Here is a 22,192-nt window from a genome sequence, read left to right as displayed (position 1 = left end):
CCCCACCCGCGAAAGGTTGCCTTCCATGAGCATCGCATTCGACGCCGTTCGAACCGCCGACGATCGACAGCGCCTCGCCGCGCTGGCCGACGAGATCTGGCACGAGTACTGGCCCGCCCTCATCGGCGACGCGCAAACCGACTACATGGTGGAGAACTTCCAAAGCCTCGGCGCCATCGAGCGCGACATGCGCGAGCACGCCTACGAGTACTGGTTCCTGCGCGCCGAGGACGACGGGCGCATCGTGGGGTACACGGGGGGCCGCGTGGAGCCCGAGACGAACCGCTACTTCATCTCGAAGGTGTACCTGCGGGCCGAGGAGCGCGGCAAGGGATTCGCCTCGCAGGCCATCGCGTTCTACGAGCGGCTCTGCGGCGAGCGCGGCCTCGAGGCGATGTACCTCACGGTGAACAAGCACAACGACCTGGGTATTCGCGCCTACCTCGGCAAGGGATTCGAAACCGTCGACGCGGTTGAGACCGACATCGGCAACGGCTTCGTCATGGACGACTTCATCATGGAGAAACGCCTCAAACCTCAACCCTTGGTTTAATCGCCTGAGCAGGTCGAACCGCGCTCGCCGAGCGGTGTATGATCGACGCACCCGCTCAACATTCGAGAAAGGTGCAGTCGTATGGGAAAGTTCGTGATCAGGACCACCGATGCAGGATGCCACTTCGTGCTGAAGGCCGACAACGGCGAGATCATCGCCACGTCGCAGGTGTACACGACGAAGGAATCTTGCAAGAAGGGCATCGAGAGCGTCAAGAAGAACGCCCCCGAAGCCAACGTGGTGGAAGAGGACTAGCGAGCACGTCCGAGATCGCTTGGCGCGGCAGAGGCTCGGGGATACGAGCGTCGTCAGCCGCGCACTTCGCACGCCGCGTCCGTCACGAACGGGCGCGGCGTGCGTGCTTTCGGGCGCGCCCGTTCTAGAACAGCATCAGGAACAGGTGCGTGAACGCGAAGGCCAGGAGGCCGCAGCCGGGGAACGTGAGGATCCAGGTGAGCACCATCCTGCCGGCCAGCCCCCACTTCACCGTGCGGATGCTCTTCTCGGCGCCCACGCCCATGATGGCCGTGGTCTTCGTGTGCGTGGTGGACACGGGCATGCCGGTGAACGTGGCCAGGCCGATGCAGAAGCAGGCCGACAGGCACGCCGCGAAGCCCTGGTACTGCTCCATCTTCACCATGTTCATGCCCACGGACTTGATGATCTTCTTGCCGCCCACGGCCGTGCCCAGCGCCATCGTGGCCGACACGAGGATGATCAGCCAGAACGGGAATTCCACGTTCGAGTCCACCGCGCCGCTCATGCCGATCATGATGCCCAGCATGCACAACGACAGGAACTTCTGGCCGTCCTGCGCGCCGTGGAGCACGGCCACGCCCGCACCCGAGATGATCTGCGCCCACTTGAAGAACGAGTTCGCCTTCGCACGGTTGGCTTGCCAGCAGAGCTTCTTGATGAGCCGGGTGAACAGCCATCCGGTGCCGAAGCCCAAAAACGTGGAGATGACCAGGCCGTAGATGACCTTCACCCACTCGTCGCCGTTCACGCCGGCCAGGCCGCCCTGCAAGGCGATGGCCGCTCCGGTGATGCCGGCGATGAGCGAATGGCTCTGCGACGTGGGGATGCCGAAATACCACGCCGTAACGCCCCATACGATGATGGCAACCATGGCGGCGGCCAGCGCGATGAGCGCCGCATGGTTATCGCCGCCGAAATCGACCATCTTGAAGATGGTCAACGCCACGGCCGACGACACGGCGGTGATGGCGGCGAGTCCCACGAAGTTGCACACCGCCGCCATCGCGATGGCGGGACCCGGCCTCATGGCCTTCGTCCCCACCACGGTGGCGATCGCGTTGGGAGCGTCGGTCGCGCCGTTCACCACGGTCGCGCCGAGCGTCAGAACAACGATGAGGGCGAGTACCGGATCGCCCATGAGCGCCCCGACGAACGCCCCTAAATCATAGCTCATGCCGGTTTCCTCCACACCCGATCGTTCAGGACAAAGCACTCGGAGCAATGATAGTGATAAATTGTCAGGATTGGGCAACGGAAAGATCAAGTTTAGGTAAAATCGCTCGTCGAACGCCCAAAACCGCCCGGCTGAATGTAAAGAAAAGCGCCGCCCGCGCGGTGCGGGCGGCGCTCGAGGGTCGAGCGGAATGCAGCCTCAGCGAGCGAGACGCTGCTCCACGGCGTCGGCGATGCCCTCGGCATCGAGGCCCAGATCGTGCAGCAGCTGGTTCGACGAGCCCTGGGGCACAAACGTGTCGGGGATGCCCAGCGTCAGCGCGGGGACGGCGGCGCCTTGGCGGGCCAGCTCGTTCAGCACGCCCTCGCCCACGCCTCCGGAGATGATGCCGCCCTCCACCGTCACGACGAGCTTCGTCTTCGCCGCGCGGGCGATTTCGTCCACGTCGAGGGGCTTGGCCCAACGCATGTCCACCACGCGCGCGTCGATGCCGCGCACGGCCAGCAGGGCCGCCGCCGCCTTGGCCCGCGACACCATGCGCCCGAACGCGAGGATGGCCACGTCGTCGCCCTCGCGAACCACGCGCGCCTTCCCCTCCTCCAGCACCTGCGGCTCATCGGGCAGCGCGACGCCTTCGGCCGCCCCGCGCGGGTAGCGGATGGCGAAGGGACCGCCCAGCTCGAGCGCCGTGTGCAGCGCATGCACGAGCTCGGCCTCGTCGGAGGGGGCCAGCACCCGCATGTGCGGGATCATGCGCATGTACGCGAGATCGAACATGCCGTGGTGCGTGGGGCCGTCCTCGCCCACGATGCCGGCACGGTCGATAGCGAACACCACGTCGAGATTCGGCAGGGCGTTGTTGATAATGACCTGGTCGATGGCGCGCTGGAGGAACGTTGAGTAGATCGCCACGACCGGCTTCTTGCCGCCCAACGCCAAGCCGCTGGCCAGGCCCACCGCGTGTTCCTCGGCGATGCCGGCGTCCACGAAGCGGTCGGGGAACTCCTCGGCGTACGCGTCGAGGCCCGTGCCGCCCTTCATGGCGGCCGTGATGGCCACGATGCGCTCGTCGCGACGCGCCTCGGCGGCAAGCGCCTTGCCGAACACGCTCGTGTACGACGGCGCCGACGCGGGCTTCTTCTTCACGTCGCCCGTGGCGATGTCGAACGGCGCGACGCCGTGGAACTTCTCGGGGTTCTGAACCGCCGGCGCGTAGCCGGCGCCCTTGCGCGTGACCACGTGCACGAGCACGGGCACGTCGGTGTGCAGCACGGTAGCCAGCGTTTCCTTGAGCAGGCCGATGTCGTGTCCGTCGATGGGCGCCGTGCACAGGATGCCCAGCTGCTCGAAGATCATCGAGCGCGGGATGACGAACTGCTTCATCGACTCCTTCATGTTGCGCCCGAAGTTCGCGAGCGCGTTGCCGAGCGCTCCGCTGCTCTCGAGCGCCTCCTGCAGGGAATCGCGCGTCTGGCGGTACTGCGGGGTGGCGCGCATGTAGCCGAGGTGCTTCATGAGCGCGCCGACGTTGCGCGAGATGGACATCTCGTTGTCGTTGAGGATGATCACCATGGGCGTCTGCGCCTGGCCGATGTGGTTGAGCGCCTCGAACGCCATGCCGCCCGACAGCGCCGCGTCGCCGATGACGGCCACGATCTTCTCGTCGCCGCCCGACAGCTCGCGCGCCTGCGCCAGGCCGAGCGCCACCGACAGCGAGTCGGACGCGTGGCCGGACGGGTGCACGTCGTAGGGGCTCTCGTCGGGCTTCGGGAACCCGGACAGGCCGCCGTACGTGCGCAGCGTGCTGAAATCGTCGAGGCGACCGGTGATCAGCTTGTGCGCGTAGGCCTGGTGGCCCACGTCGAACACGATCTTGTCATGGGGGCAGTCGAGCATGCTGTGCGTGGCGAGGATGATCTCCACCGCGCCGAGCGACGAGGCCACGTGGCCGCCGGTTTGGGATGCCGTCGTGACGATCTCCTCGCGCACCTCCTGCGCCAGGATGGACAGCTCCTCGTTCGTGAGCAGCTTCAGGTCGGCAGGGGACGACACCATATCGAGAATACGCTTATCCATATGCATCCTTACCAGGGGCTACGCCGAAACCGGCGCACCCGTCTCCTGTGCGGGCGCGTCGTCGGACGGCTCGTCCGACTCCCCGTCCGCTTCCTCGACGCTCTGTTGCGTTTCGATATTCTCCTCGAGCAGGTCGCTGGCGCGCAGCCCGAGTCCTACCGCCTCTTCGTACAGGGCGAGCGCATCGTCGAGCGCCAGCTCGTCGTCGCTCACCGCGTCGACGATCTCGTCGAGGCGGGTTTTCACCGCCTCGAAGCTATCATACGACTCAAGCGCCATGGGAAGGCTCTCCTTCCGGCGACTCGTCGTTCTGCGCCGCGAGGGGCTTCTCCTGGTCGCGCTCGTTATCCGCAGCGCCCTGGGAGGGGTCGTCGGAAGCGACGTCGCCATCGGCGGGCACCTCGGGGTCGCCCTCCGATGCCGTCCCTTCGTCTTCCTCCCCTTCCAGCATCTTGGCGATGCGGCCGAGGATGCCGTTGACGAAACGGTGCGACTCGTCTTCGCCGCCGAAGTCCTTCGCCAGCTCCACCGCCTCGTTGATGGTGACCGAGGTGGGCACGTCGTCGATGTACATCATCTCGAACGTGGCCAACCGCAGGATGGAGCGGTCGACGATGGGCATGCGGGCCAGCGACCAGTTCTCGGACGTGGCCGCGAGGTGGTTGTCGATGGCGCAGCGATGGGATTCCACGCCCAGCACGAGCTTGAGCGCGTACTCGGGCAGCGGACCTTCCTCATCGAGGCGGCTGTTGCCCTCGGCGATCGCCGCAGGCGACTCGTCGGTTATCTCGCTCGTGTAGAGCACTTGGAGCGCGGCACGGCGCGCACTGGTTCGTTCATGTCGTTTGGCAGCCATATAGATTCTTAAAGCCTCCGGGCGTTTAGCGGGCGAACTGCATGCCGTCGATGTACACGTCCACGGCACCCACGGGAATGCCCACCTGGCTGGTCACCGCATCGGAGATAGCCTGGCGAATGCTGGCGGCGAGGTCGGGGAGCACGAAGCCGTAGTACACGTCCACGCGAATGGAAATCTGCAGCTTGTCGTCCTCTCCCACGGTGATCTCGATGCCCTGCGTGGTCGGCTTGCTGCCGAACACGGAGCGCAGGCCGCTCGTGCTGGACGGGCCGATGCAGGCCACGCCCTCCACGTCGTTGGCCGCAATGGACACGATGGTTTCGACGACGCCCGGCGCAAGCGCCATGCCGTCGACGTTGAGCTCTGTCATAGTACGTCTCCCATCTGGGTTTCGATGAAGTCGGTGGTCACGTCGCCCGAGCAGAACACCGCGTTGTCGAGCACGCGGCGATGGAACGCGATCGTGGTTTCGATGCCCTCGATCACGAACTCGTCGAGGGCGCGGCGACCGCGCGCGAGCACCTCTTCGCGATCCTGGCCGTACACCACGAGCTTCGCCACGAGCGAGTCGTAGTACGGCGAGATGCGCGAGCCCGTGCGCACGTAGCTTTCCACGCGCACGCCGGGGCCGGCCGGAGCCTCGAACTTCGTGATGGTGCCGGGGCACGGGCGGAAGCCGTGCTGGGGGTCCTCCGCGTTGATGCGGAATTCCATCGCATGGCCCGCAGGCGAGAACGGCGCGCGATCGGCGCAGCTCATGGGCTCGCCGGAGGCGATGCGCAGCTGCTCCTTGATGATGTCGGTACCGGTGATCTGCTCGGTCACCGGGTGCTCCACCTGCACGCGCGTGTTCATCTCCATGAAGTAGAACGACCCGCGCTCGTCGAGCAGGAACTCGATGGTGCCAGCGTTCTTGTAGTTCGTGGCGCGCACGGCCTTGATGGCCGCCACGCCCATGGCGCGGCGCAGGTCCTCGGTCAGCGCCGGCGAGGGCGCTTCCTCGATGAGCTTCTGGTGGCGCCGCTGCACGGAGCAGTCGCGCTCGCACAGGGCGATGTTGTTGCCGAAGTCGTCGGCCAGCACCTGAATCTCCACGTGGCGCGGGCGCAGCACGAGCTTCTCCAGGTACACGCCGTCGTTGCCGAACGCGGCGCCGGCCTCGTTGCGGGCCGCCGCGTACTGCGCCTCGAGGTCGGCCGGGTCGTGCACTTCGCGCATGCCTTTGCCGCCGCCGCCCGCCGTGGCCTTGATGAGCACGGGGTAGCCGACGGTGTCGGCGAACGCCTTGGCCTCGGCCGCCGTGTCAATGCAGCCGTCGGAGCCCGGAACGGTGGGCACGCCGCACGCCTTCATGGTCTCGCGCGCGGAGCTCTTGTCGCCCATGCGCTCGATGCACTCGGGGCTGGGCCCGATGAACACGAGGTCGTTGTCGGCGCAGGCGCGGGCGAAGTCGGCGTTCTCGGCGAGGAAGCCGTAGCCGGGATGCACGGCCTCCGCACCGGTGGTCTTCGCCGCCGCGATGATGTTCGGTATGATGAGGTAGCTCTTGTTCGCCTGAGCAGGGCCGATGCACACGGCCTCGTCGGCGTACTGCACGGGGTAGGTGTTGGCGTCCTCGGTCGAGTAGACCGCGACCGTCTTCACGCCCAGCTCCTTGCAGGCGCGCATCACGCGCAGGGCGACCTCGCCACGGTTGGCGATCAGGATCTTCTTAAACATTACGCCGTCTCCGGGGCCGGGGCCGGCGCGCCGTGCGGCTCGACGTAGAACAGCACCGTGCCGAACTCGACAGGGGACGCGTCCTCGAGGCACACCTCGCGGACGGTGCCCATCTCCTCGGCGGTGATCTCGTTCATCAGCTTCATGGCCTCGACGATGCACAGCGTCTGGTTGGCGGCAACCTCGTCGCCCACCTGCACGAACGGAGGCTCGCCCGGCGCGGGGGACGAGTAGAACGTGCCCACCATGGGAGCCGTGACGGCATACCAGTCGGAGGGGCGCTCGACGTCGTCGTCAGCGGCGGCCGGAGCGGCGGCGGCAGGGGCCGGGGCCACGGCGGCAACCGGAGCGGCGGCCGCAGCGACGGCGGCGGCTTCGGAGGACAGGGTGCCCGGCATGCGCACGGCGATGCGAGTGCCCTCTTCCTCAACTACGATCTCGCCGACGCCGCTTTCCTCGGCGACGCGAACCAACTCGCGAATCTGATTGATGTCCACGTAATCGTCCTCCTTGGTGTGGCTCGACTCCTGCTCCATGAGGAAGTCGACCTTCTCCGATGTGCGGTGCTTGCTGAGGAACGTGCGCGCCTCGTTCGGGAACAAGGCGTACATGAGCACGTCTTCCTCGCTCTTCGCGAGGTCGCCGATCTCTTCTTCGACCTGCGCATAGGTGGTGGTGACGAGCGAGCCGGGCGCCACGTCGGGCGGCAGCATCTCGGAGTTGCCCACGACCTTCGCCACGATGTCCTTGTCCATGCGGCCCGGCGCCTTGCCGTAGTAACCGCAGATGTAGTCCTTCATCTCCTTGGACACAACGCTCCAGCGCTTGCCGGTGAGCACGTTGAACACGGCCTGCGTGCCCACGATCTGCGACATCGGCGTCACGAGCGGCGGATAGCCCACCTCGGCGCGCACCTTCGGGATCTCCTTCATGACCTCGGGCAGGCGGTCGGCCGCGTTCTGGATTTCCAGCTGCGACACGAGGTTCGACATCATGCCGCCCGGCACCTGGTGCGAGTACACCTGCATGTGCGTGAGCGACGAGACGCCGCGCTTGTAGTGGCCGCGCTTGCGCACGCCCTCCCAGTATTCGGCGATCTCGAACAGCAGGTCGAGGTCGAGGCCGGTGTCATAACGGCTCTCCTGGAGGGCGGCGACGATCATCTCGACGGCCGGATGCGAGTTGCCGAACGCCAGCGGCGCGTGGGCCGTGTCGGCGATGGCGGCGCCGGCTTCGGCGGCCTTGAGGATGTTGGCGGGCGCCATGCCGCCGACGTAGTGGCAGTGGATGTGCAGCGGCAAACCGATTTCGGCGTTGAAGGCCTTCACCATGCGCTCGGTGCGGTACGGCGTGAGCATGCCCGCCATGTCCTTGATGCAGATGGAGTCGGCACCGAGGTCCTTGAGCTTCTGACCGTAGTCGAGGAAGCTGTCGAGCGTGTGCACCGGCGACATCGTGTAGGAGATGGCGCCCTCGAAGTGGCCGCCGCATTCCTTGATGGCTTCGGCGTTGTCGACGACGTTGCGGATGTCGTTGAGCGCGTCGAATACGCGGAAGACATGAATGCCGTTGCGCTTGGAAGCCTTGATGAAGTGATTGCAGATGTCACGCGAATAGTGCTTGTATCCCACCAGGTTCTGACCGCGGGACAGCATAGCGAGCGGCGTGTTCGGCGTTTGCGCCTTGATGGATCGCAGTCGCTCCCACGGGTTCTCGTCGAGGAAGCGCATGCACGTGTCGAACGTCGCACCGCCCCACGCCTCGATGGCCCAGTACCCGACACGGTCCATTTTAGGCAGGATCGGCAGCATATCGCCGATCTGCATACGCGTGGCCCAGAGGCTTTGCTGGCCGTCACGGATGGTGGTATCCATGATCTGAAGCCTTGGCATGAACTCACACCCCCTTCGGTTTGCAGTTAGTCAAAGATCGAAACAAGAATTATAGAGTAACCCCACGCCGCATGAGCCACAACGGGACAAATTCACCGACAAGCAACAGATTTTGAGCGGCGGGAGGTTCATGCGCGCATACGTGTGCGGTGCGCTCATCAAAAAGACGCAGCATTGTAACCGCTGGATGACGGGTTGGGTTTTGCGCGCCGTTACGCTTTCTGCATGAGCGAGATGAGCAAAAACGAGAAGATGGCGCGCAAGGATCCCCTTGTCCAGCGCCTGTCCGCTGACTTGGGCAGCCGGCTTCTCGACGTGCGCACCTCCGAAGGGCTCCCCCAGACCAAGCTGGCCGAGATGGTGGGCACGAAGCACCCGCGTATCAGCAACCTCGAAGGAGGCCTCGTGGACGTGCGGATCTCCGACATCGTCAAGCTGGCACGCGCGCTCGACGTGGACCCCGGCACGCTGCTCGACCTCGCCGCCTATAAGCTGGAGGACTACCCCCTCCCCCCGCCCGACAACCACGCGCGATTGTAGCCGAAACGAACGAGGGCGCCCTGCAGGGCGCCCTCGTTACGTACGTGCTCGCTTGGTGCGACGCGTTAGACGCGCTTGATGAAGCGGCCGTCGCGGGTGTCGATCTGCAGGATGTCGCCCATTTCGACGAACGTGGGAACCTGCACCTCGACGCCGGTTTCCAGCGTTGCGGGCTTCGTCGTGTTGGTGGCCGTGTCGCCCTTGAAGCCAGGCTCGGTGTGCGTGACCTCGAGCTCGACGAACATCTGGGGCTCGATGCTGATCAGCTCGTCGCCGGCGTACAGCAGCGACGCCTCGTCGTTCTCCTTGAGCCACTTCGCCGCCTCGCCCACGGTGTCGGCCGGGATGGCCATCTGCTCGAAGGTGTCGTTGTCCATGAAGTTGAAGTCGGCACCGTCGTTGTAGAGGTACTGCAGCTTCTTCGTCTCGAGACGCACGGACTCGACCTTGACACCGGCATTGAACGTGTTGTCGATGACGCGGCCCGTCTTGATGTCGCGCAGCTTCGTGCGGACGAAGGCGCTGCCCTTGCCGGGCTTCACATGCTGGAACTCGACGATGGTGCACAGTTTGCCGTTAAACTCGATGCACATGCCGTTCTTGAAATCGGCGGTAGAGATAGCCATACTGGGTAATCCTTTCGTTCACGGGCGGTCCGCTGCGTGCCGCGGGGCCCGATCAGCGTTCAAACCGTTCCATTATACTCATGAAGGGCAGGCGCGATCCTCACACATCAAGGGTATCAGAAAAAAATCAGGGCAGGGCGACCTCGACGATGCACGCGCACGCCGTCTCCCACCTGTTCACGCGGTCGCCAACCTGCGCACGCGGTCGCCGACATCCCCGATTACGGCAAAAAAATCGAGGTAGGTAAATTTCCATACGGGCAGCCGCTCTCAAAGACAGCTTGTTGAAGCCGCGACCTGGCGTTTTGCCCTTGCCCCCGATACGCGAAGGGTCATTCCTTGCTGTTCCATTTACCTACCTCGATTTTTTTGCCAGATTCTTCTATAGTGGCCGACATGGATATACTTATCGGATATCGCTCCGCTCTTGAATACTGGCGATTGGTCGGCCCTGGTTTCCTGTGCGGATATCAAGAACGCAGGACCGCAACGCGCCGCGCGACGAAAGCGTTGTCGCGCCCCTCAAAGCCGCGGCTCGCGCAAGGAAACCGCCGACCGGCCGGATGCAAGCTTCCCGTTCGCGCGATCGTCGGCACAACCGAAGCCAGAACGACAACAGCGAGCCTGGTCAGCCATAAGTGGACGAGCCTGCCGGCAAGCTCCTTTGTCGATGCAGGACAGGGATTTCTTGTCAGCACGCCGGAGTTCTGCTTCCTGCAAATGGCCCGCGAGATGACCGTCGCCCAACTCGTGCAGCTTGGACTCGAACTATGCGGAACGTACGCATTGGCCGAAAACGGACCCGCGATCTCGCGCGAGGCCCCGCTCACGACAGCCGCCAAGCTGAGAGCCTTCGTCGAAGCCGCAGCGGGCGCACCCGGGCGAGCCACGGCGTTGCGCGCAACGCGCTACCTGTTGGACGGCTCGGCCTCTGCTATGGAAACCTTGCTCGCCCTGCTGCTGCATTTGCCGAACAACCTGGGCGGTTACGGGTTGAAGAAGCCGAAGCTCAACTACCGCGTCGACGTACCGGCCAGCTTGCGCGAACTTGCCGACCGCAGCTATTGCCTCTGCGACCTCTGTTGGCCGGAAGCAAACCTCGCAGTAGAGTACGACTCGCGACTCCATCATTCCGAGCCAGGCCGCCAAAGCAGCGATGCGCGACGGCGCAGCACGCTCACCGCGCTCGGATTCACCGTGATAACGGTTTTCCCCGGCCACATCACGGATAGCGGCGCCTTCAATCGTCTCGCTCGCCAGGTGGCGAAGCTCACAGGCAAGCGGCTGCGCTACCACGACCCCGCGTTCACCCGCAAGCACCTTGAGCTGCGCGAGGAGTTGTTCGAGAACCTCTGGGAAGGCGCACGCGCGTAAGAACGGCGATGCGAGCCTGCCCGCTACAGCACCACCAGGTCGTGGGTCGACTGGGTGAACACCTCGAAGCCGTCGGCCGTGATCACGCCGCAGTCCTCCAGGCGCATGCCGAACTCGCCCGGCAGGTACACGCCCGGCTCGACCGTCACCACGTTGCCCGCCACCAGCGCAGACTCGTTGCGCGGCGACAGCACGGGCTGCTCGTGGATGTCGATGCCCACGCCGTGGCCCAGGCTGTGGCCCATCTTGCCGGCGAAGCCGCCGTCCGCAAGCGCCTGCTCGGCCAGCTCGTGCATGGCCTTGCCGGTGACGCCGGGCCTGAGCGCGGCCTCCACCTGCTCGTTCGCATTGCGGATGGCCGCGTAGGCGTCGCGCATCCGAGGGGATGGCGCGCCGAGGAACACGGTGCGCGTCATGTCCGAGCAGTAGCCGAGCGCCCGCGCGCCGAAGTCGAGCACGACGCACTGCCCCGCCTCGAGCACCGTCTGCCCGGGGATGGCGTGGGGGCTCGCGCCGTTCGCGCCCGTCGCGACGATGGAGGGGAACGCGAGGCCGTCGGCGCCGTGGCGGCGCATGAAATCCTCGAGCTCGATCTGCACCGCGCGCTCGGTCATGCCGGGACGCATAAACGCGACGATGTGCGCGAACGCGGCGTCGGTGATGGCCTGGGCCGCCTTCATGCGGGCGATCTCCTGCGGCTCCTTCACGGCGCGCAGGTCGAGGACGAAGTCGGACGTCTCGCGCAGCTGCGGCCGCGCGGGCGCGTCGGCGAAAGCCGCTTCGAGCGCGCGGTAGGATCCGAGCGTCAGGGAGTCCTCGATGCCGAGCACGACGGCCTCGGCCTCGGCCGTCGGCTGCTCGCCGTGACGCGCGCCGAACGCAGAAGCCACGAACGCGGCGTGCGTGACGCGGGCGTCGTCGACCGCGATGGCGCCCTCATCGGCGGCTGCCGCGCGCGCGGCCTCGCTGTAGCGCGAGTCGGTGTGCAGCACGGCGTCGTGCGGGGTGACCAGCAGCGCATGGGCGTCCTCGTCGTCGAACACGCCGTCGAACGCGGTGAGCCAGGTGATGTTCGATGTGTCGCGCGCAAAGAACGAGCGGATGCCCGCCTCGGCGCAGGCGGCGCGCAGGCGGTTGAGGCGCGGGGCAGCGAGCGCGCGAACCGAGGGCTCCACCTCTTGCGCGGGCGCTGGGGGAACGGAGCCCACGATGCGCTCGGCCGGCGCGAGGGACAAGAGCACGTCCACGGCCTCCTTGTACCCTTCCTTGCCCTTCCCCTTGATCTGGGCCACGCACACCGGCTCGATGACCGAGAGATGGCGGAACTCCTCGCGCGTGGAGATGTCGGACAGGTGCACTTCCACCGTGGGGACGTCGATGGACGAGACGGCGTCGCGCAGCGCGTAGGAGTAATGCGTGTGGGCGCCGGGGTTGTAGACGATCCCGTCGTACACGCCGCGCGCCTCGTGCAGCTTGTCGATGAGCGCGCCTTCGTGGTTGCTCTGGAAGCAGTCGACGCGCACGCCGCGCTCGGCCGCGTACGCCGCCACTTCGCGCTCGATGTCGGCGAGCGTCACCGTGCCGTACACGTCGGGCTCGCGCACCCCCAGCAGCTTGAGGTTCGGCCCGTTCAGCACCAGGATGTTCTTCATCATGCTCCGCTTCCCTCGCACGTTCGTCTATTCCTTCGAGCGGCGCCAGGCGGCGAGGTGCTCGAGGATGGTGTCGTCGTCGACGTCGGCCAGCTGCCAGGAGCCCACGTCGCGCGGCAGCACGAAGCGCACCTGGCCGTGGCGGGCCTTCTTGTCGCGCTTCATCGCCTCCAGCATGGCCTCCGGCTCGGCCGACCAGTCGAGCGCAGGCAGGCCCAGCTCGTCGAGCAGGCGGTCCTGCGCTTCCACCAGATCGAGCGGCGCGTCGACCAGCGACACGGCCATGCGCGCGGCGAACCGCATGCCCTCGGCCACGGCCGCGCCGTGCGAGAACGTGCCGTACCCCGCCAGCGACTCCACGGCGTGCCCCAGCGTATGGCCGTAGTTCAAGCACTCGCGCACGCCCTTGCTCTCGGACTTGTCGGCGGCCACCACGTCGGCCTTGAACACCACGGAGCGCGCGATGGCCTCCTCGACCACCACCTCGTCGCGCGCGGCCAGCGCGCCGGCCGCGTCGACGAGCCAGAAGAAGAACTCGTCGGAGTCGATGACCGCGGACTTCGCGATTTCCGCGCAGCCGCACGCCCATTCGCGCGCATCGAGCGTGGCGAGCGTGGCCGTGTCGGCGCACACGTACGACGGCTGCTTGAACGCGCCCACGAGGTTCTTGCCGGCCGCCAAGTTGACGCCGGTCTTGCCGCCCACCGACGAGTCCACCATCGACAGCAGCGTCGTGGGCACCTGCACCACCGGCACGCCGCGCATGTAGCACGCGGCCACGAACCCGGCGAGGTCGCCCACCACGCCGCCGCCGAGCGCCACCACCACGCAGTCGCGCCCGAGCGCGAGGCCGGCCATGGCTTCCCAAATCTCGCCGGCCACCTCGATGGACTTCGACCCTTCGCCCGCGGGCACGGCGATGTCGCTCACGCGGAACCCGGCCTGCGCCAGCGCGTCCTTCGCGTCGGCGCGATAGAGCGGCGCCACGTGCTCGTCGGTGATGACGAGGGCGCGCTCGGTCTCGGCAAGCGCGGGCACGCGGCGCAGGTGCGCGCCCAGGTTCGCCAGCACGCCGCCGCCGATGCGCACGTCATAGGTTTCCTCGCCGGGGATGGTGACGACTACTTTCGTTGCAGGCACAGGATGCCCTCCTTCTCAAGCGCGCTTTGCACCTCGCGCGCGATGGTTGCCACGTTCTTGCCGGCGGTGTCGACGGTGAGATCGGCCACCTCGGCGTACAGGGGCAGACGCTCCTCGGACGTCTTGCGCGCGGCGTCGAGATCCTGGAACAGGGGGCGCGTGGAGGTGTCGCTGATGCGCGACTTCGCCTCGTCGGCCGTCACCTGCAGGTACACGACGAACCCGGCCTCGCGCAGGATGGCGCGGTTCTCGTCGCGCTTCACTACGCCGCCGCCGCACGACACGAGCAGCGGCTCCTTGCCGGCCAGCTCGCGCAGCACGTCCGTCTCGATGGCGCGGAAGCCGTCCTCGCCCGCCTGCGCGAAGATCTCCTTCACGCGCTTGCCCTCGCGGCGCTCGAGGTACGTGTCCATGTCCACCGAGGCCACGCCGCAGGTGCGCGCCAGCCGGCGCGCGACCGAGGTTTTCCCGGCGCCCATGAATCCCACGAAGAACACGGGGCGCGCAAGCTCCCCCACCACGCGGGGTCGCCTCGAAGCCTCGTGCCTCATCGCGCCATCGTCCTGAGCCGTTGGCGGTAGGCCTTCACGGCCGCCTTGATGTCGGCCATGTTGTCGCGCCCGAACTTCTCGAGGTACGCCTCGGCCAGCACGAACGCCACCTCGCTCTCGGCCACCACGGCACAGGCGGGCACGGCGCACGTGTCGCTGCGCTCCTTGGACGCCTCCTCCACCTCGAGCGTGTCGAGGTTCACCGTCTCGAGCGGCGTCATGAGCGTGGGGATGGGCTTCATGGCCGCGCTCACGATGAGGGGCATGCCCGTGGTCATGCCGCCCTCGAGGCCGCCCGCGTTGTTCGACGCGCGCACGAAGCCGACCTTCTTGTCGAGCGCGATGGGATCGTGCACCTCGGAGCCCGAACGGCGCGCCGCCTCGAAGCCCATGCCGAACTCGACGCCCTTGATAGCGGGGATGGAGAACAGCGCCGCACCCAAGCGCGAGGTCAGGCGATCGCCCGCCGAAGCGTAGCCGCCCACGCCGGGCACGAGCCCCGTCACCACGACGCGGAACGTGCCGCCCAGGCTCTCGCCCGCGTCTTTCGCGCGGTCGATCTCGGCCTTCATAGCCTCCGTGGCCTGCTCGTCGGGGCAGCGCACCTCGCTCGTCTCGATGGCGAGCGGCTTGTAGTCGGGGGCGTTCATGAGCGCGTCGTCCTCGTCGAAGGAGGCGCCGCCGATGGACGTGACGTACGAGAACACCTCCACGCCCAGGTCGGCCAGGAACTCGCGCGCGATGCCGGCCGCCGCCACGCGCGCCGCCGTCTCGCGGGCGCTCGCGCGCTCGAGGATGTTGCGGCAGTCGGACGTGTCGGTTTTGAGCGCGCCCACGAGGTCGGCGTGGCCGGGGCGCGGCGTGACCTCCCGTACGAGGTCGGACGGGGCATCGCCGAACGCGGCCATGCGGTCGGTCCAGTTCTCCCAGTCGCGGTTGCGCACCACGAGCGCGATAGGGGTTCCCAGCGTGCGGCCGAAGCGCACGCCGGAGGTGACCTCCACGGTGTCGCGCTCGATGCGCTGGCGCCCGCCGCGCCCGTAACCGGACTGGCGGCGCGCGAGATCGGTGTTGATCTGCGATTCGGAGATCTTCAAGCCCGCGGGGACGCCATCAACGATGGCCGTGAGGCACGGGCCGTGGCTTTCGCCTGCTGTGAGGTATCGCATAGTCCGTCGCTTTCCGAGACAATCCCGAGCATGTTCATACGGTATTGTACCCCACCGCTCCCCCGCAAATCGCGAGAAGCATCACGAGAAGCGGCACATCCAGGTCACGCTAGCAGTCGAACCCCGCGGCCTCGGCCATGAGATCGAACAGCTCGTCGTCCGAGAGGGCGACGTCCGCCTCGGCGAGGTCGGCCACGATGCGCACCGTGGCCACCGCCTGCGCCACGAGCATGCCGGCACCGTCGTACGCCGCGCATCCCGCCTCGCGCGCAGCGCGCACGAGCGCCGTCTCGCCGTGGCCGTACACCGCGTCGAACACGGTTTGCCCCGCACGCAGCAGCGCGGCGTCGAACGGCGCGGCGTCGCCCTCGTTCATGCCGAGCGGCGTCGCGTTCACCACGAGGTCGGCCGCCGCCAAGGCTTTCGTGGACGTGGTGTAGCTGCCGAACTTGAAGGTGGTGCGCTCGTAGGCCGTGCGGAAGCTGCGATGATGCGCCTGCGCGGCCGGCAGATCGACCGTGGCGTTCGCCAGCAGGCCGAACCGCTCGACGTAGCCTTCGAGCACCTTGCGCGAGCGCTCTTTGTCGCGACCGACGAGCATGACCACGTCGGCGCCCGCGATGGCGCACGCGTGCAGGATGGACAGCGCCGTGGGGCCCGTTCCGCACACGGCCACGCGCTTGCCCGCGAAGCTGAAGCCCGTGCGCTCCAGGTACGTCGCGCAGCCCTGGCCGTCGGTGTTGAAGCCGATGAGCGCGTCACCCTTCTTCACCAGCACGTTGGCGCCCTGGGCGAGCTTCGCCGTGGCCGCCTTCGCCGTGGCCGCTTGATACGCGAGCGGCTTGTAGGGCGTGGTGATGTTGATGGACAGGAAGTCGCGCGCGTCGACGAACGACTGCGCCTCCTCCTCGGTTGCGCAGTCGGCCAGGTCGTAGCGCCACGGCAGCCCAAGGCGCTCGTACACGGCGTTGTACATCGCCGGCGACAGCGAGTGCGCGATGGGATGGCCCAGCAGGTAGAGGTGCTCCGTCATGATGATCCTTCCGCTCGCTCGTTCAGATCGGACGCGATGTGCGATTCGGCTTCGTCCTCCTCGCAGGGAACCGCGTTCTGCGACGCCGTGGTGGCGCCTTCCGGCTTTCGCTCGCCCATGACGGCGCGCTCGAAGTTGCGCAGCAGCAGCGTGTGGGGCAGGTCCTGCTCCACGAGCGGCGCCAGCAGGTAGGCCTTCATGCCGAGGAAGTGCGCGCCCATGACGTCGGTGACCAGCTGGTCGCCCACCACCACCGTCTCGGCGCGCTTCGCGCCCAGCTTGCTCAGCGCCATGAGGAATGCGGGCGGCAGCGGTTTGACAGCCTTCGCCACGATGGGCAGCGACAGCCGGTTCGCCAGCTGGTACACGCCTTCGTGCCAGTTGTTGGACACGAGGCAGAACGAGATGCCCGCATCGCGCGCTTTCGCCAGCCAGAACCCCACGTCGCGGGGCACCTCGTGGGTGTCGCGCGTGAGGATGGTGTTGTCAACGTCCAAAAGCACGTTGCGGTAGCCCAGCGCCAGCAGGTCGCGGTCGATGTCGATGCGCGAGATGCGCGCGAAGTAGCGGTCGGGTTCGAGGAAGGCCATGTCGTTGTCGCTTGCGTCCTACGAGAACGTCTGCTGGTGCTCTTCGTACGTCTCGCTGAAGTAGTACTGCATCGTACCGCTCTCGTCGGGCGCGAAGTAGAAGAAGTAGTAGTTCGTCTGCGCAGGGCTGCACACGGCCTGCAGGCAGTCGAGGCCCGGCGAGCAGATGGGCGTGGGCGGCAAGCCCTGTTTCGTGTACGTGTTGAACGGCGTGTCGTTCTGGATGTCCTCGGGAGTGGGGTCTTTGCCCAGCTCGTAGGCCGTGGTCGCATCGCTTTGCAGGAAACCGTAGTTCGGATCGCCGAAGTTGTTCAGGCGGTTGTAGAACACGGACGCCACCTGGGCGCGGATCTGCTCGTCGCCCGACGACTCGCGCTCCACGATGGACGCGAGGTTCACCGCGTCGTAGATGGTGAGGCCCTGGCTCTGCGGGTAGGACCAGTCGAGGCCCGCCGTCTCGGTTTGGAACTGGTCGAGCATCATACGCACGACCGAGTCGACCGTGGCGTCCTCGCCGATCTCGTACGTCTTCGGGAACAGGAAGCCCTCGAGGCTGTTCGTGCCCGCGTCGGCCAAAAACGCGTAGTCGGCCGCGTACACGCTGGCGTCGGACGCGGCGGCGGTGAACGCGTCGGCCGTGATGCGGTTCTCGGTGAAGTTCGCGACGCTTTGGGCGGTAGCCGCGAGCGTGCTGCCCTCGGGGATGGTGAGCGCGTTCGATGCGGGGCCGGTCTGCAGCTCGTTGATGATCTGGTCGAGCGTGATGCCGCCCGCGAACGTGTAGGTGCCGGGCTTGAGCTGGGAGTCGACGCCCATCTCGTTCACGCGCTTCGTGAAGTCGGATGCGCTGGTGACCAGACGGGCCTCCTGCAAGTCCTCGCCGATGGCCTTGGCGCCGGCGCCTTCGGCCACCACGATAGTGGCTTCCTGGCCCTCGGCCAGAAGCTCGACCGGCTGCGCGGAGCAGCTGTTGAACAGGGTGAGCGCGCCCCACGCCAGGCCTCCGAGCACGACGACGGCCAGGATGGCCGCGAAGATGACCGGTCCCTTGCTCTTCTTGGGGCGGATGTAGCTGGTATCGTACGTGCGGAACTGACGCTCACCGCGAGCGTGAACCGAGCGTGCTGCGTGGTTCGGACGCTGGGAATAGGTGACTTGCTTCCTGTGCTGGGGCATGGACTGTCCTCTTCTTTCACCAAGCCTCGCGGCGCGCATCAAGCCACGCCTGTAAAAACAAACTCGCGGCTATCATATCTATTTTGCCCCGCATGGCCCGCTCGTTCAGGCCCTTTTCACGCAAACTCCGTTTGGCCTCCTGCGAGCTCAGGCGCTCGTCGACGAACTCGTGGGGGATGCCGCACGCGTCGGAAATGGTCTTCGCCGCAGCTCGTATGCGCACGGCCTGCGGCCCCTCCGCGCCCGCCATCGTGTAGGGAAGCCCGCACAGCAGCAATTCCGGCTCCCAATCCTCGAGCACGCGCTGAAACGGCTTCGCGCACGAGAGCACTTCCGCAGAAGGGAGCACCACCACCGGCGACGCCACCCGCTCGCCCGGGTCGCTCACCGCCACCCCCACGCGCGTCTCGCCAATGTCCAAAGCCATGATTCGCATGATGAGCCCTTTCATGTTACCGGCGGATACGCGCGGCTTTCCGCTTTCAGCCTATTGTACGTCAGTGCGGCAACCTGGCGAAGAGCGCAAGCATGCTCGCAACCTCTTTTGAGGAAATTGCATGGTCGATAGACAGCGGCTTGCCGTCGAGGTGCGAGAATATGGCAAAAATTTTGAGCTAGGTAAATGCGGAACGCCAGAAGACCGTCTTTGCATCGTAGCTTGCACGCAAAACACCTGGTCGGTTTTCTCACGCGCTCGCTTTTGGGTAAGTTAGATGTATGTAACTTTTACCTACCTCGAAATTCTTGCCAAAATCAGCTCGCCAAACGACCGAATAGGATTTCTCGATCCGTTTCGCACACCCCAGGTTGACGAGGACGACAAGACGGCCATACGCGTCCCGAGGCGGTAAGCGAGGCAGTACGATCACTCTCCCGGGATGAAAAAAGGGCTTCTCCGATTCTCGGGGAAGCCGCCGAAAAGGACGCCCCCGCAGGTTGAAGCGCCGCTCGCAGAGCCGGCGCAACCCGCGGAAGACGCGCCTCGGACCCGGGCGAAGGGGGTCCGAGGCGAGTTCCGCACGAGCCAAACAGCCCAGCGGGCTGTTTGTGCGAGCCAGGACTGTCTGAGCAGCGGACCCCCTTCGCCCGGGTCCAGCCGGCAGCCCTACAGCAGCAGTTCGCGCGCGGCCTGAAGCGCCGCGTCGATGCCGGAAGCGTCCTTGCCGCCGGCCTGCGCCATGGCGGCCTTTCCGCCGCCGCCGCCCTTGATGTTCGGGGAGATCGCCTTGATGATGGCGCCGGCGTCGAAGCCCGCCTCCACCGCTTCCGGCGTGCCGGCAGCGAGCAGCGTGGGCTTGCCTTCCTTCTCGGTGGCCAGCACGGCCGCGCCCGGCTTGTCGAGACGCGCGCGCAGCACGTCCCACGCGTTGCGCATCTGCCCCGCGTCGGCCTCGGGCAGACGGCCGAACACCACCGGGTAGCCCGCCGCGCTCGTCGCGGCGCCCTCGAGCAGCGTGCTGATGCCGTCGTCGGCGATGGTCTGGCGGTTGCGCTTCATCTTCGTCTGCAGATCCTTGAGCTGCTTCACGTTCGCACCGGTGCGCTCGCTCACGTCGAACAGCGGCACGCGCAGCTCCTCGGCCGTCTCCTTGAGCTCCGCTTCCACGCGGTTCATGTACGCCAGCGCGTCGAAGCTGGTCACCGCCTCCACGCGGCGCAGGTTCGCGCCCACGCTCGTCTCGGACGTGATCTTCACGAAGCCGATCTCGCTCGTGGCCGACACGTGGGTGCCGCCGCACAGCTCCTGCGAGAACCCTTCGATGTCGAGCACGCGCACGAACTCGCCGTACTTCTCGCCGAACAGCGCCATGACGCCGGCTTCACGCGCCGACGCGAGCGACGTCTCGTAGGCGCGCACGGGATGGTTCTCCATGATCTTCTCGTTCGCCAGGCGCTCCACCTCGGCGATCTGCTCGGCCGTCATGGCCTCGAAGTGCGTGAAGTCGAAGCGCAGACGGCTGTCGGCGACGTAGCTGCCGGCCTGCTTCACGTGGTCGCCCAGCACCTGGCGCAGCGCCCAGTGCAGGATGTGCGTGGCCGTGTGGTTGCGGCGGATGCGCTCGCGGCGCGGCACGTCGATGGCGGCGTGCACGGTGTCGCCCACGCTCACGCGCCCGTTCTCCACCTGCACGGTATGGGCGATCAGGCCCTTCTCGGGCTCCTTCGTGTCCAGCACGCGCACGGCGGCGTCGTCCTTCGTCATGGCGCCCGTGTCGCCGATCTGGCCGCCCTTCTCGGCGTAGAACGGCGTGGCGTCCAGCACGATGCGACCCTCGTCGCCGGCCTCCAGCGCGTCGACCTGCTGGCCGTCCTTCACGAGCGCCAGCACGCGCGCATCGGCGTCGTTCTTCGTGTAGCCGAGGAACTCGGTGGGGCCCACAGCCTCGAGGATCTCGTTCATCACGCCGCCGTACGTGGACCAGGCCGCCTCGGCGTCCTTCGTGTTGGCCGCGCGGGCGCGTTCGCGCTGCTCGTCCATGCAGCGACCGAAGCCCTCCATGTCCACCTCGATGCCGCGCTCGTCGCACAGTTCGCGCGTGACCTCCACGGGGAAGCCGTACGTGTCGTGCAGCGTGAAGGCGCGGTCGCCCGGCAGCACGTCGCCCTCGAGCTCGGCCAGCGCCTCGTCGAGGAAGGCGCGGCCCTGACGCAGGTTCGCGCCGAAGCGCTCCTCCTCGGACAGGATGACGCGGCGCATGAGCTCGCGGTTCTCCACGATCTCGGGGTACACGTGTCCCATGAGGTTCACGATCTCGTCCACGTACTCGTTGAGGAACGGCTTGTCGAGGCCCAGCAGGTGGCCCTTCATCACGGCGCGGCGCAGCAAGCGGCGCAGCACGTAGCCGCGGCCCTCGTTGGAAGGCAGGATGCCGTCGGCGATCATGAACGCCACGGCGCGGCTGTGATCGGCCATGATGCGCAGCGACAGATCGGTGGCCGAATCGCTGCCGTACACGGTGCCGGTCAGGCGCTCGCCCACCGCCACGAGGCTGCGCAGCACGTCGGTCTCGTAGTTGGACTGGACGCCCTGCAGGATGGCGGCGATGCGCTCGAGGCCCATGCCGGTGTCGATATTCTTCTTCGGCAGCGGCACGAACGAGCCGTCCTCCTGGCCGTCGTACTGGGTGAACACGAGGTTCCAGTACTCCAGGAAGCGGTCGCAGTCGCAGCCCGGCGCGCAGTCGGGGCTGCCACAGCCGAACTCCTCGCCCTGGTCGAAGTAGATCTCCGAGCACGGGCCGCACGGGCCGGTGGGCCCGGCACGCCAGAAGTTGTCCTCTTCGCCGAGGCGCGAGATGTGGTCGTCGGGCACGCCGAGCTTCTTCCAGATCTCGATAGTCTCGTCGTCGTCGAGGTACACGGTGAAGTACAAGCGCTCGGCCGGCAGCCCCAGCACCTCGGTGGAGAACTCGTACGCCCACGCGCACATCTCCTCCTTGAAGTACTCGCCGAAGCTGAAGTTGCCCAGCATCTCGAAGAAGCTCTGGTGACGGCCCGTGGTGCCGATGATGTCGATGTCGTTCGTGCGCACGCACTTCTGCACCGTCGTCGTGCCGATGTAGGGGGCCTCGAGGTGCTTCTGCTGCAGGAAGTAGGGCTTGAACTGCACCATGCCGGCGCTCGTCAGCAGCAGCGACGGGTCGTCGGGGATGAGCGAGGACGAGGGCCAGCGCTTGCAGCCCTTCTCCTCGAAAAAGCTCAGGTACTTCTCGCGGATCTCCGCGCTGGTCATGTACTTCATAGTCGTGTCTTTCTATCTCCTCGGGGGCCGCGTTGCGCGGCCCGCTGCTCCACTATCGACGCGCGGGC

General features: G+C 66.6%; 21 protein-coding genes and 1 pseudogene. 4 read left to right on the top strand and 18 right to left on the bottom strand.

Annotated features, from left to right (window positions below):
- The first annotated feature begins 25 nt into the window (after window positions 1-25).
- Window positions 26-553 (top strand): GNAT family N-acetyltransferase, encoded by a 528-nt coding sequence (locus tag H8S61_RS09090; RefSeq protein WP_186938745.1) that lies wholly within the window; start codon window positions 26-28, stop codon window positions 551-553.
- An 81-nt stretch (window positions 554-634) separates the two neighbouring features.
- Entirely contained in the window at window positions 635-808 is a 174-nt protein-coding gene (locus H8S61_RS09085; protein WP_154333052.1) for a YegP family protein, read from the top strand.
- A 124-nt stretch (window positions 809-932) separates the two neighbouring features.
- Here the strand turns inward: H8S61_RS09085 and H8S61_RS09080 are convergent, their stop codons facing one another.
- The 7 genes from H8S61_RS09080 to accB form a co-directional block, all read right to left on the bottom strand.
- A complete protein-coding gene (locus H8S61_RS09080) occupies window positions 933-1,985 on the bottom strand; it encodes an inorganic phosphate transporter (RefSeq protein ID WP_154333051.1) in 1,053 nt (350 codons plus the stop codon).
- Between the two features lie 198 nt (window positions 1,986-2,183).
- The gene (gene dxs, locus H8S61_RS09075; protein WP_186938744.1) at window positions 2,184-4,061 is read right to left on the bottom strand and encodes a 1-deoxy-D-xylulose-5-phosphate synthase; all 1,878 of its coding nucleotides are present in this window, start codon (window positions 4,059-4,061) and stop codon (window positions 2,184-2,186) included.
- An 18-nt stretch (window positions 4,062-4,079) separates the two neighbouring features.
- Complete coding sequence (locus H8S61_RS09070) at window positions 4,080-4,340, bottom strand: exodeoxyribonuclease VII small subunit (protein WP_160941214.1); 261 nt, start codon at window positions 4,338-4,340, stop codon at window positions 4,080-4,082.
- Window positions 4,330-4,917, bottom strand: coding sequence for a transcription antitermination factor NusB (gene nusB, locus H8S61_RS09065; protein ID WP_186938743.1), 588 nt, complete (start codon window positions 4,915-4,917; stop codon window positions 4,330-4,332). The genes H8S61_RS09070 and nusB overlap by 11 nt, the downstream gene beginning before the upstream one ends.
- 25 nt (window positions 4,918-4,942) lie before the next feature.
- Entirely contained in the window at window positions 4,943-5,290 is a 348-nt protein-coding gene (locus H8S61_RS09060; RefSeq protein WP_154333047.1) for an Asp23/Gls24 family envelope stress response protein, read from the bottom strand.
- A complete protein-coding gene (accC, locus tag H8S61_RS09055) occupies window positions 5,287-6,639 on the bottom strand; it encodes an acetyl-CoA carboxylase biotin carboxylase subunit (protein ID WP_160941216.1) in 1,353 nt (450 codons plus the stop codon). Before accC ends, H8S61_RS09060 begins: the two co-directional genes overlap by 4 nt.
- Window positions 6,639-8,531 (bottom strand): acetyl-CoA carboxylase biotin carboxyl carrier protein, encoded by a 1,893-nt coding sequence (gene accB / locus H8S61_RS09050; RefSeq protein ID WP_160941217.1) that lies wholly within the window; start codon window positions 8,529-8,531, stop codon window positions 6,639-6,641. The genes accC and accB overlap by 1 nt, the downstream gene beginning before the upstream one ends.
- 234 nt (window positions 8,532-8,765) lie before the next feature.
- Here accB and H8S61_RS09045 point away from each other — a divergent pair, with 234 nt between their 5' ends.
- Window positions 8,766-9,071 (top strand): helix-turn-helix domain-containing protein, encoded by a 306-nt coding sequence (locus H8S61_RS09045; protein WP_244977571.1) that lies wholly within the window; start codon window positions 8,766-8,768, stop codon window positions 9,069-9,071.
- Window positions 9,072-9,136: 65 nt separating this feature from the next.
- Here H8S61_RS09045 and efp read toward each other — a convergent pair whose 3' ends face one another.
- Window positions 9,137-9,697 (bottom strand): elongation factor P, encoded by a 561-nt coding sequence (gene efp, locus H8S61_RS09040; RefSeq protein ID WP_154333043.1) that lies wholly within the window; start codon window positions 9,695-9,697, stop codon window positions 9,137-9,139.
- Window positions 9,698-10,036: 339 nt separating this feature from the next.
- Here efp and H8S61_RS17455 point away from each other — a divergent pair, with 339 nt between their 5' ends.
- On the top strand, window positions 10,037-11,071 hold the full coding sequence (locus H8S61_RS17455; RefSeq protein WP_255466538.1) for an endonuclease domain-containing protein: 1,035 nt from the start codon (window positions 10,037-10,039) through the stop codon (window positions 11,069-11,071).
- Window positions 11,072-11,094: 23 nt separating this feature from the next.
- Here H8S61_RS17455 and H8S61_RS09030 read toward each other — a convergent pair whose 3' ends face one another.
- The 10 genes and pseudogenes from H8S61_RS09030 to alaS form a co-directional block, all read right to left on the bottom strand.
- Window positions 11,095-12,246, bottom strand: coding sequence for a M24 family metallopeptidase (locus H8S61_RS09030; protein WP_186938816.1), 1,152 nt, complete (start codon window positions 12,244-12,246; stop codon window positions 11,095-11,097).
- Window positions 12,247-12,306: 60 nt separating this feature from the next.
- A pseudogene (gene aroQ / locus H8S61_RS09025) lies at window positions 12,307-12,723 on the bottom strand (type II 3-dehydroquinate dehydratase); the annotation flags it as partial.
- Window positions 12,724-12,750: 27 nt separating this feature from the next.
- Window positions 12,751-13,863, bottom strand: coding sequence for a 3-dehydroquinate synthase (gene aroB, locus H8S61_RS09020; protein ID WP_186938742.1), 1,113 nt, complete (start codon window positions 13,861-13,863; stop codon window positions 12,751-12,753).
- Window positions 13,845-14,384, bottom strand: coding sequence for a shikimate kinase (locus H8S61_RS09015; protein ID WP_160941220.1), 540 nt, complete (start codon window positions 14,382-14,384; stop codon window positions 13,845-13,847). Before H8S61_RS09015 ends, aroB begins: the two co-directional genes overlap by 19 nt.
- 26 nt (window positions 14,385-14,410) lie before the next feature.
- The gene (gene aroC, locus H8S61_RS09010; RefSeq protein ID WP_186938741.1) at window positions 14,411-15,583 is read right to left on the bottom strand and encodes a chorismate synthase; all 1,173 of its coding nucleotides are present in this window, start codon (window positions 15,581-15,583) and stop codon (window positions 14,411-14,413) included.
- A 109-nt stretch (window positions 15,584-15,692) separates the two neighbouring features.
- Complete coding sequence (locus H8S61_RS09005; RefSeq protein WP_186938740.1) at window positions 15,693-16,616, bottom strand: shikimate dehydrogenase family protein; 924 nt, start codon at window positions 16,614-16,616, stop codon at window positions 15,693-15,695.
- Window positions 16,613-17,206 carry a YqeG family HAD IIIA-type phosphatase gene (locus H8S61_RS09000; RefSeq protein ID WP_160941223.1) on the bottom strand — a complete coding sequence of 198 codons (594 nt, stop codon included), beginning with the start codon at window positions 17,204-17,206 and terminating at the stop codon, window positions 16,613-16,615. Before H8S61_RS09000 ends, H8S61_RS09005 begins: the two co-directional genes overlap by 4 nt.
- Before the next feature lie 18 nt (window positions 17,207-17,224).
- Complete coding sequence (mltG, locus tag H8S61_RS08995) at window positions 17,225-18,382, bottom strand: endolytic transglycosylase MltG (RefSeq protein WP_186938739.1); 1,158 nt, start codon at window positions 18,380-18,382, stop codon at window positions 17,225-17,227.
- Window positions 18,383-18,398: 16 nt separating this feature from the next.
- The gene (gene ruvX, locus H8S61_RS08990; RefSeq protein ID WP_154333037.1) at window positions 18,399-18,818 is read right to left on the bottom strand and encodes a Holliday junction resolvase RuvX; all 420 of its coding nucleotides are present in this window, start codon (window positions 18,816-18,818) and stop codon (window positions 18,399-18,401) included.
- 669 nt (window positions 18,819-19,487) lie between these two features.
- Entirely contained in the window at window positions 19,488-22,124 is a 2,637-nt protein-coding gene (gene alaS / locus H8S61_RS08985) for an alanine--tRNA ligase (protein WP_186938738.1), read from the bottom strand.
- Window positions 22,125-22,192: the final 68 nt, after the last annotated feature.

The organism is Eggerthella hominis, from assembly GCF_014287365.1.
In the GTDB taxonomy this organism is placed as follows: domain Bacteria; phylum Actinomycetota; class Coriobacteriia; order Coriobacteriales; family Eggerthellaceae; genus Eggerthella; species Eggerthella guodeyinii.
The sequence above is the reverse complement of the archived record's forward strand: the minus strand, read 5'-3'. Positions and strand labels throughout refer to the sequence as shown.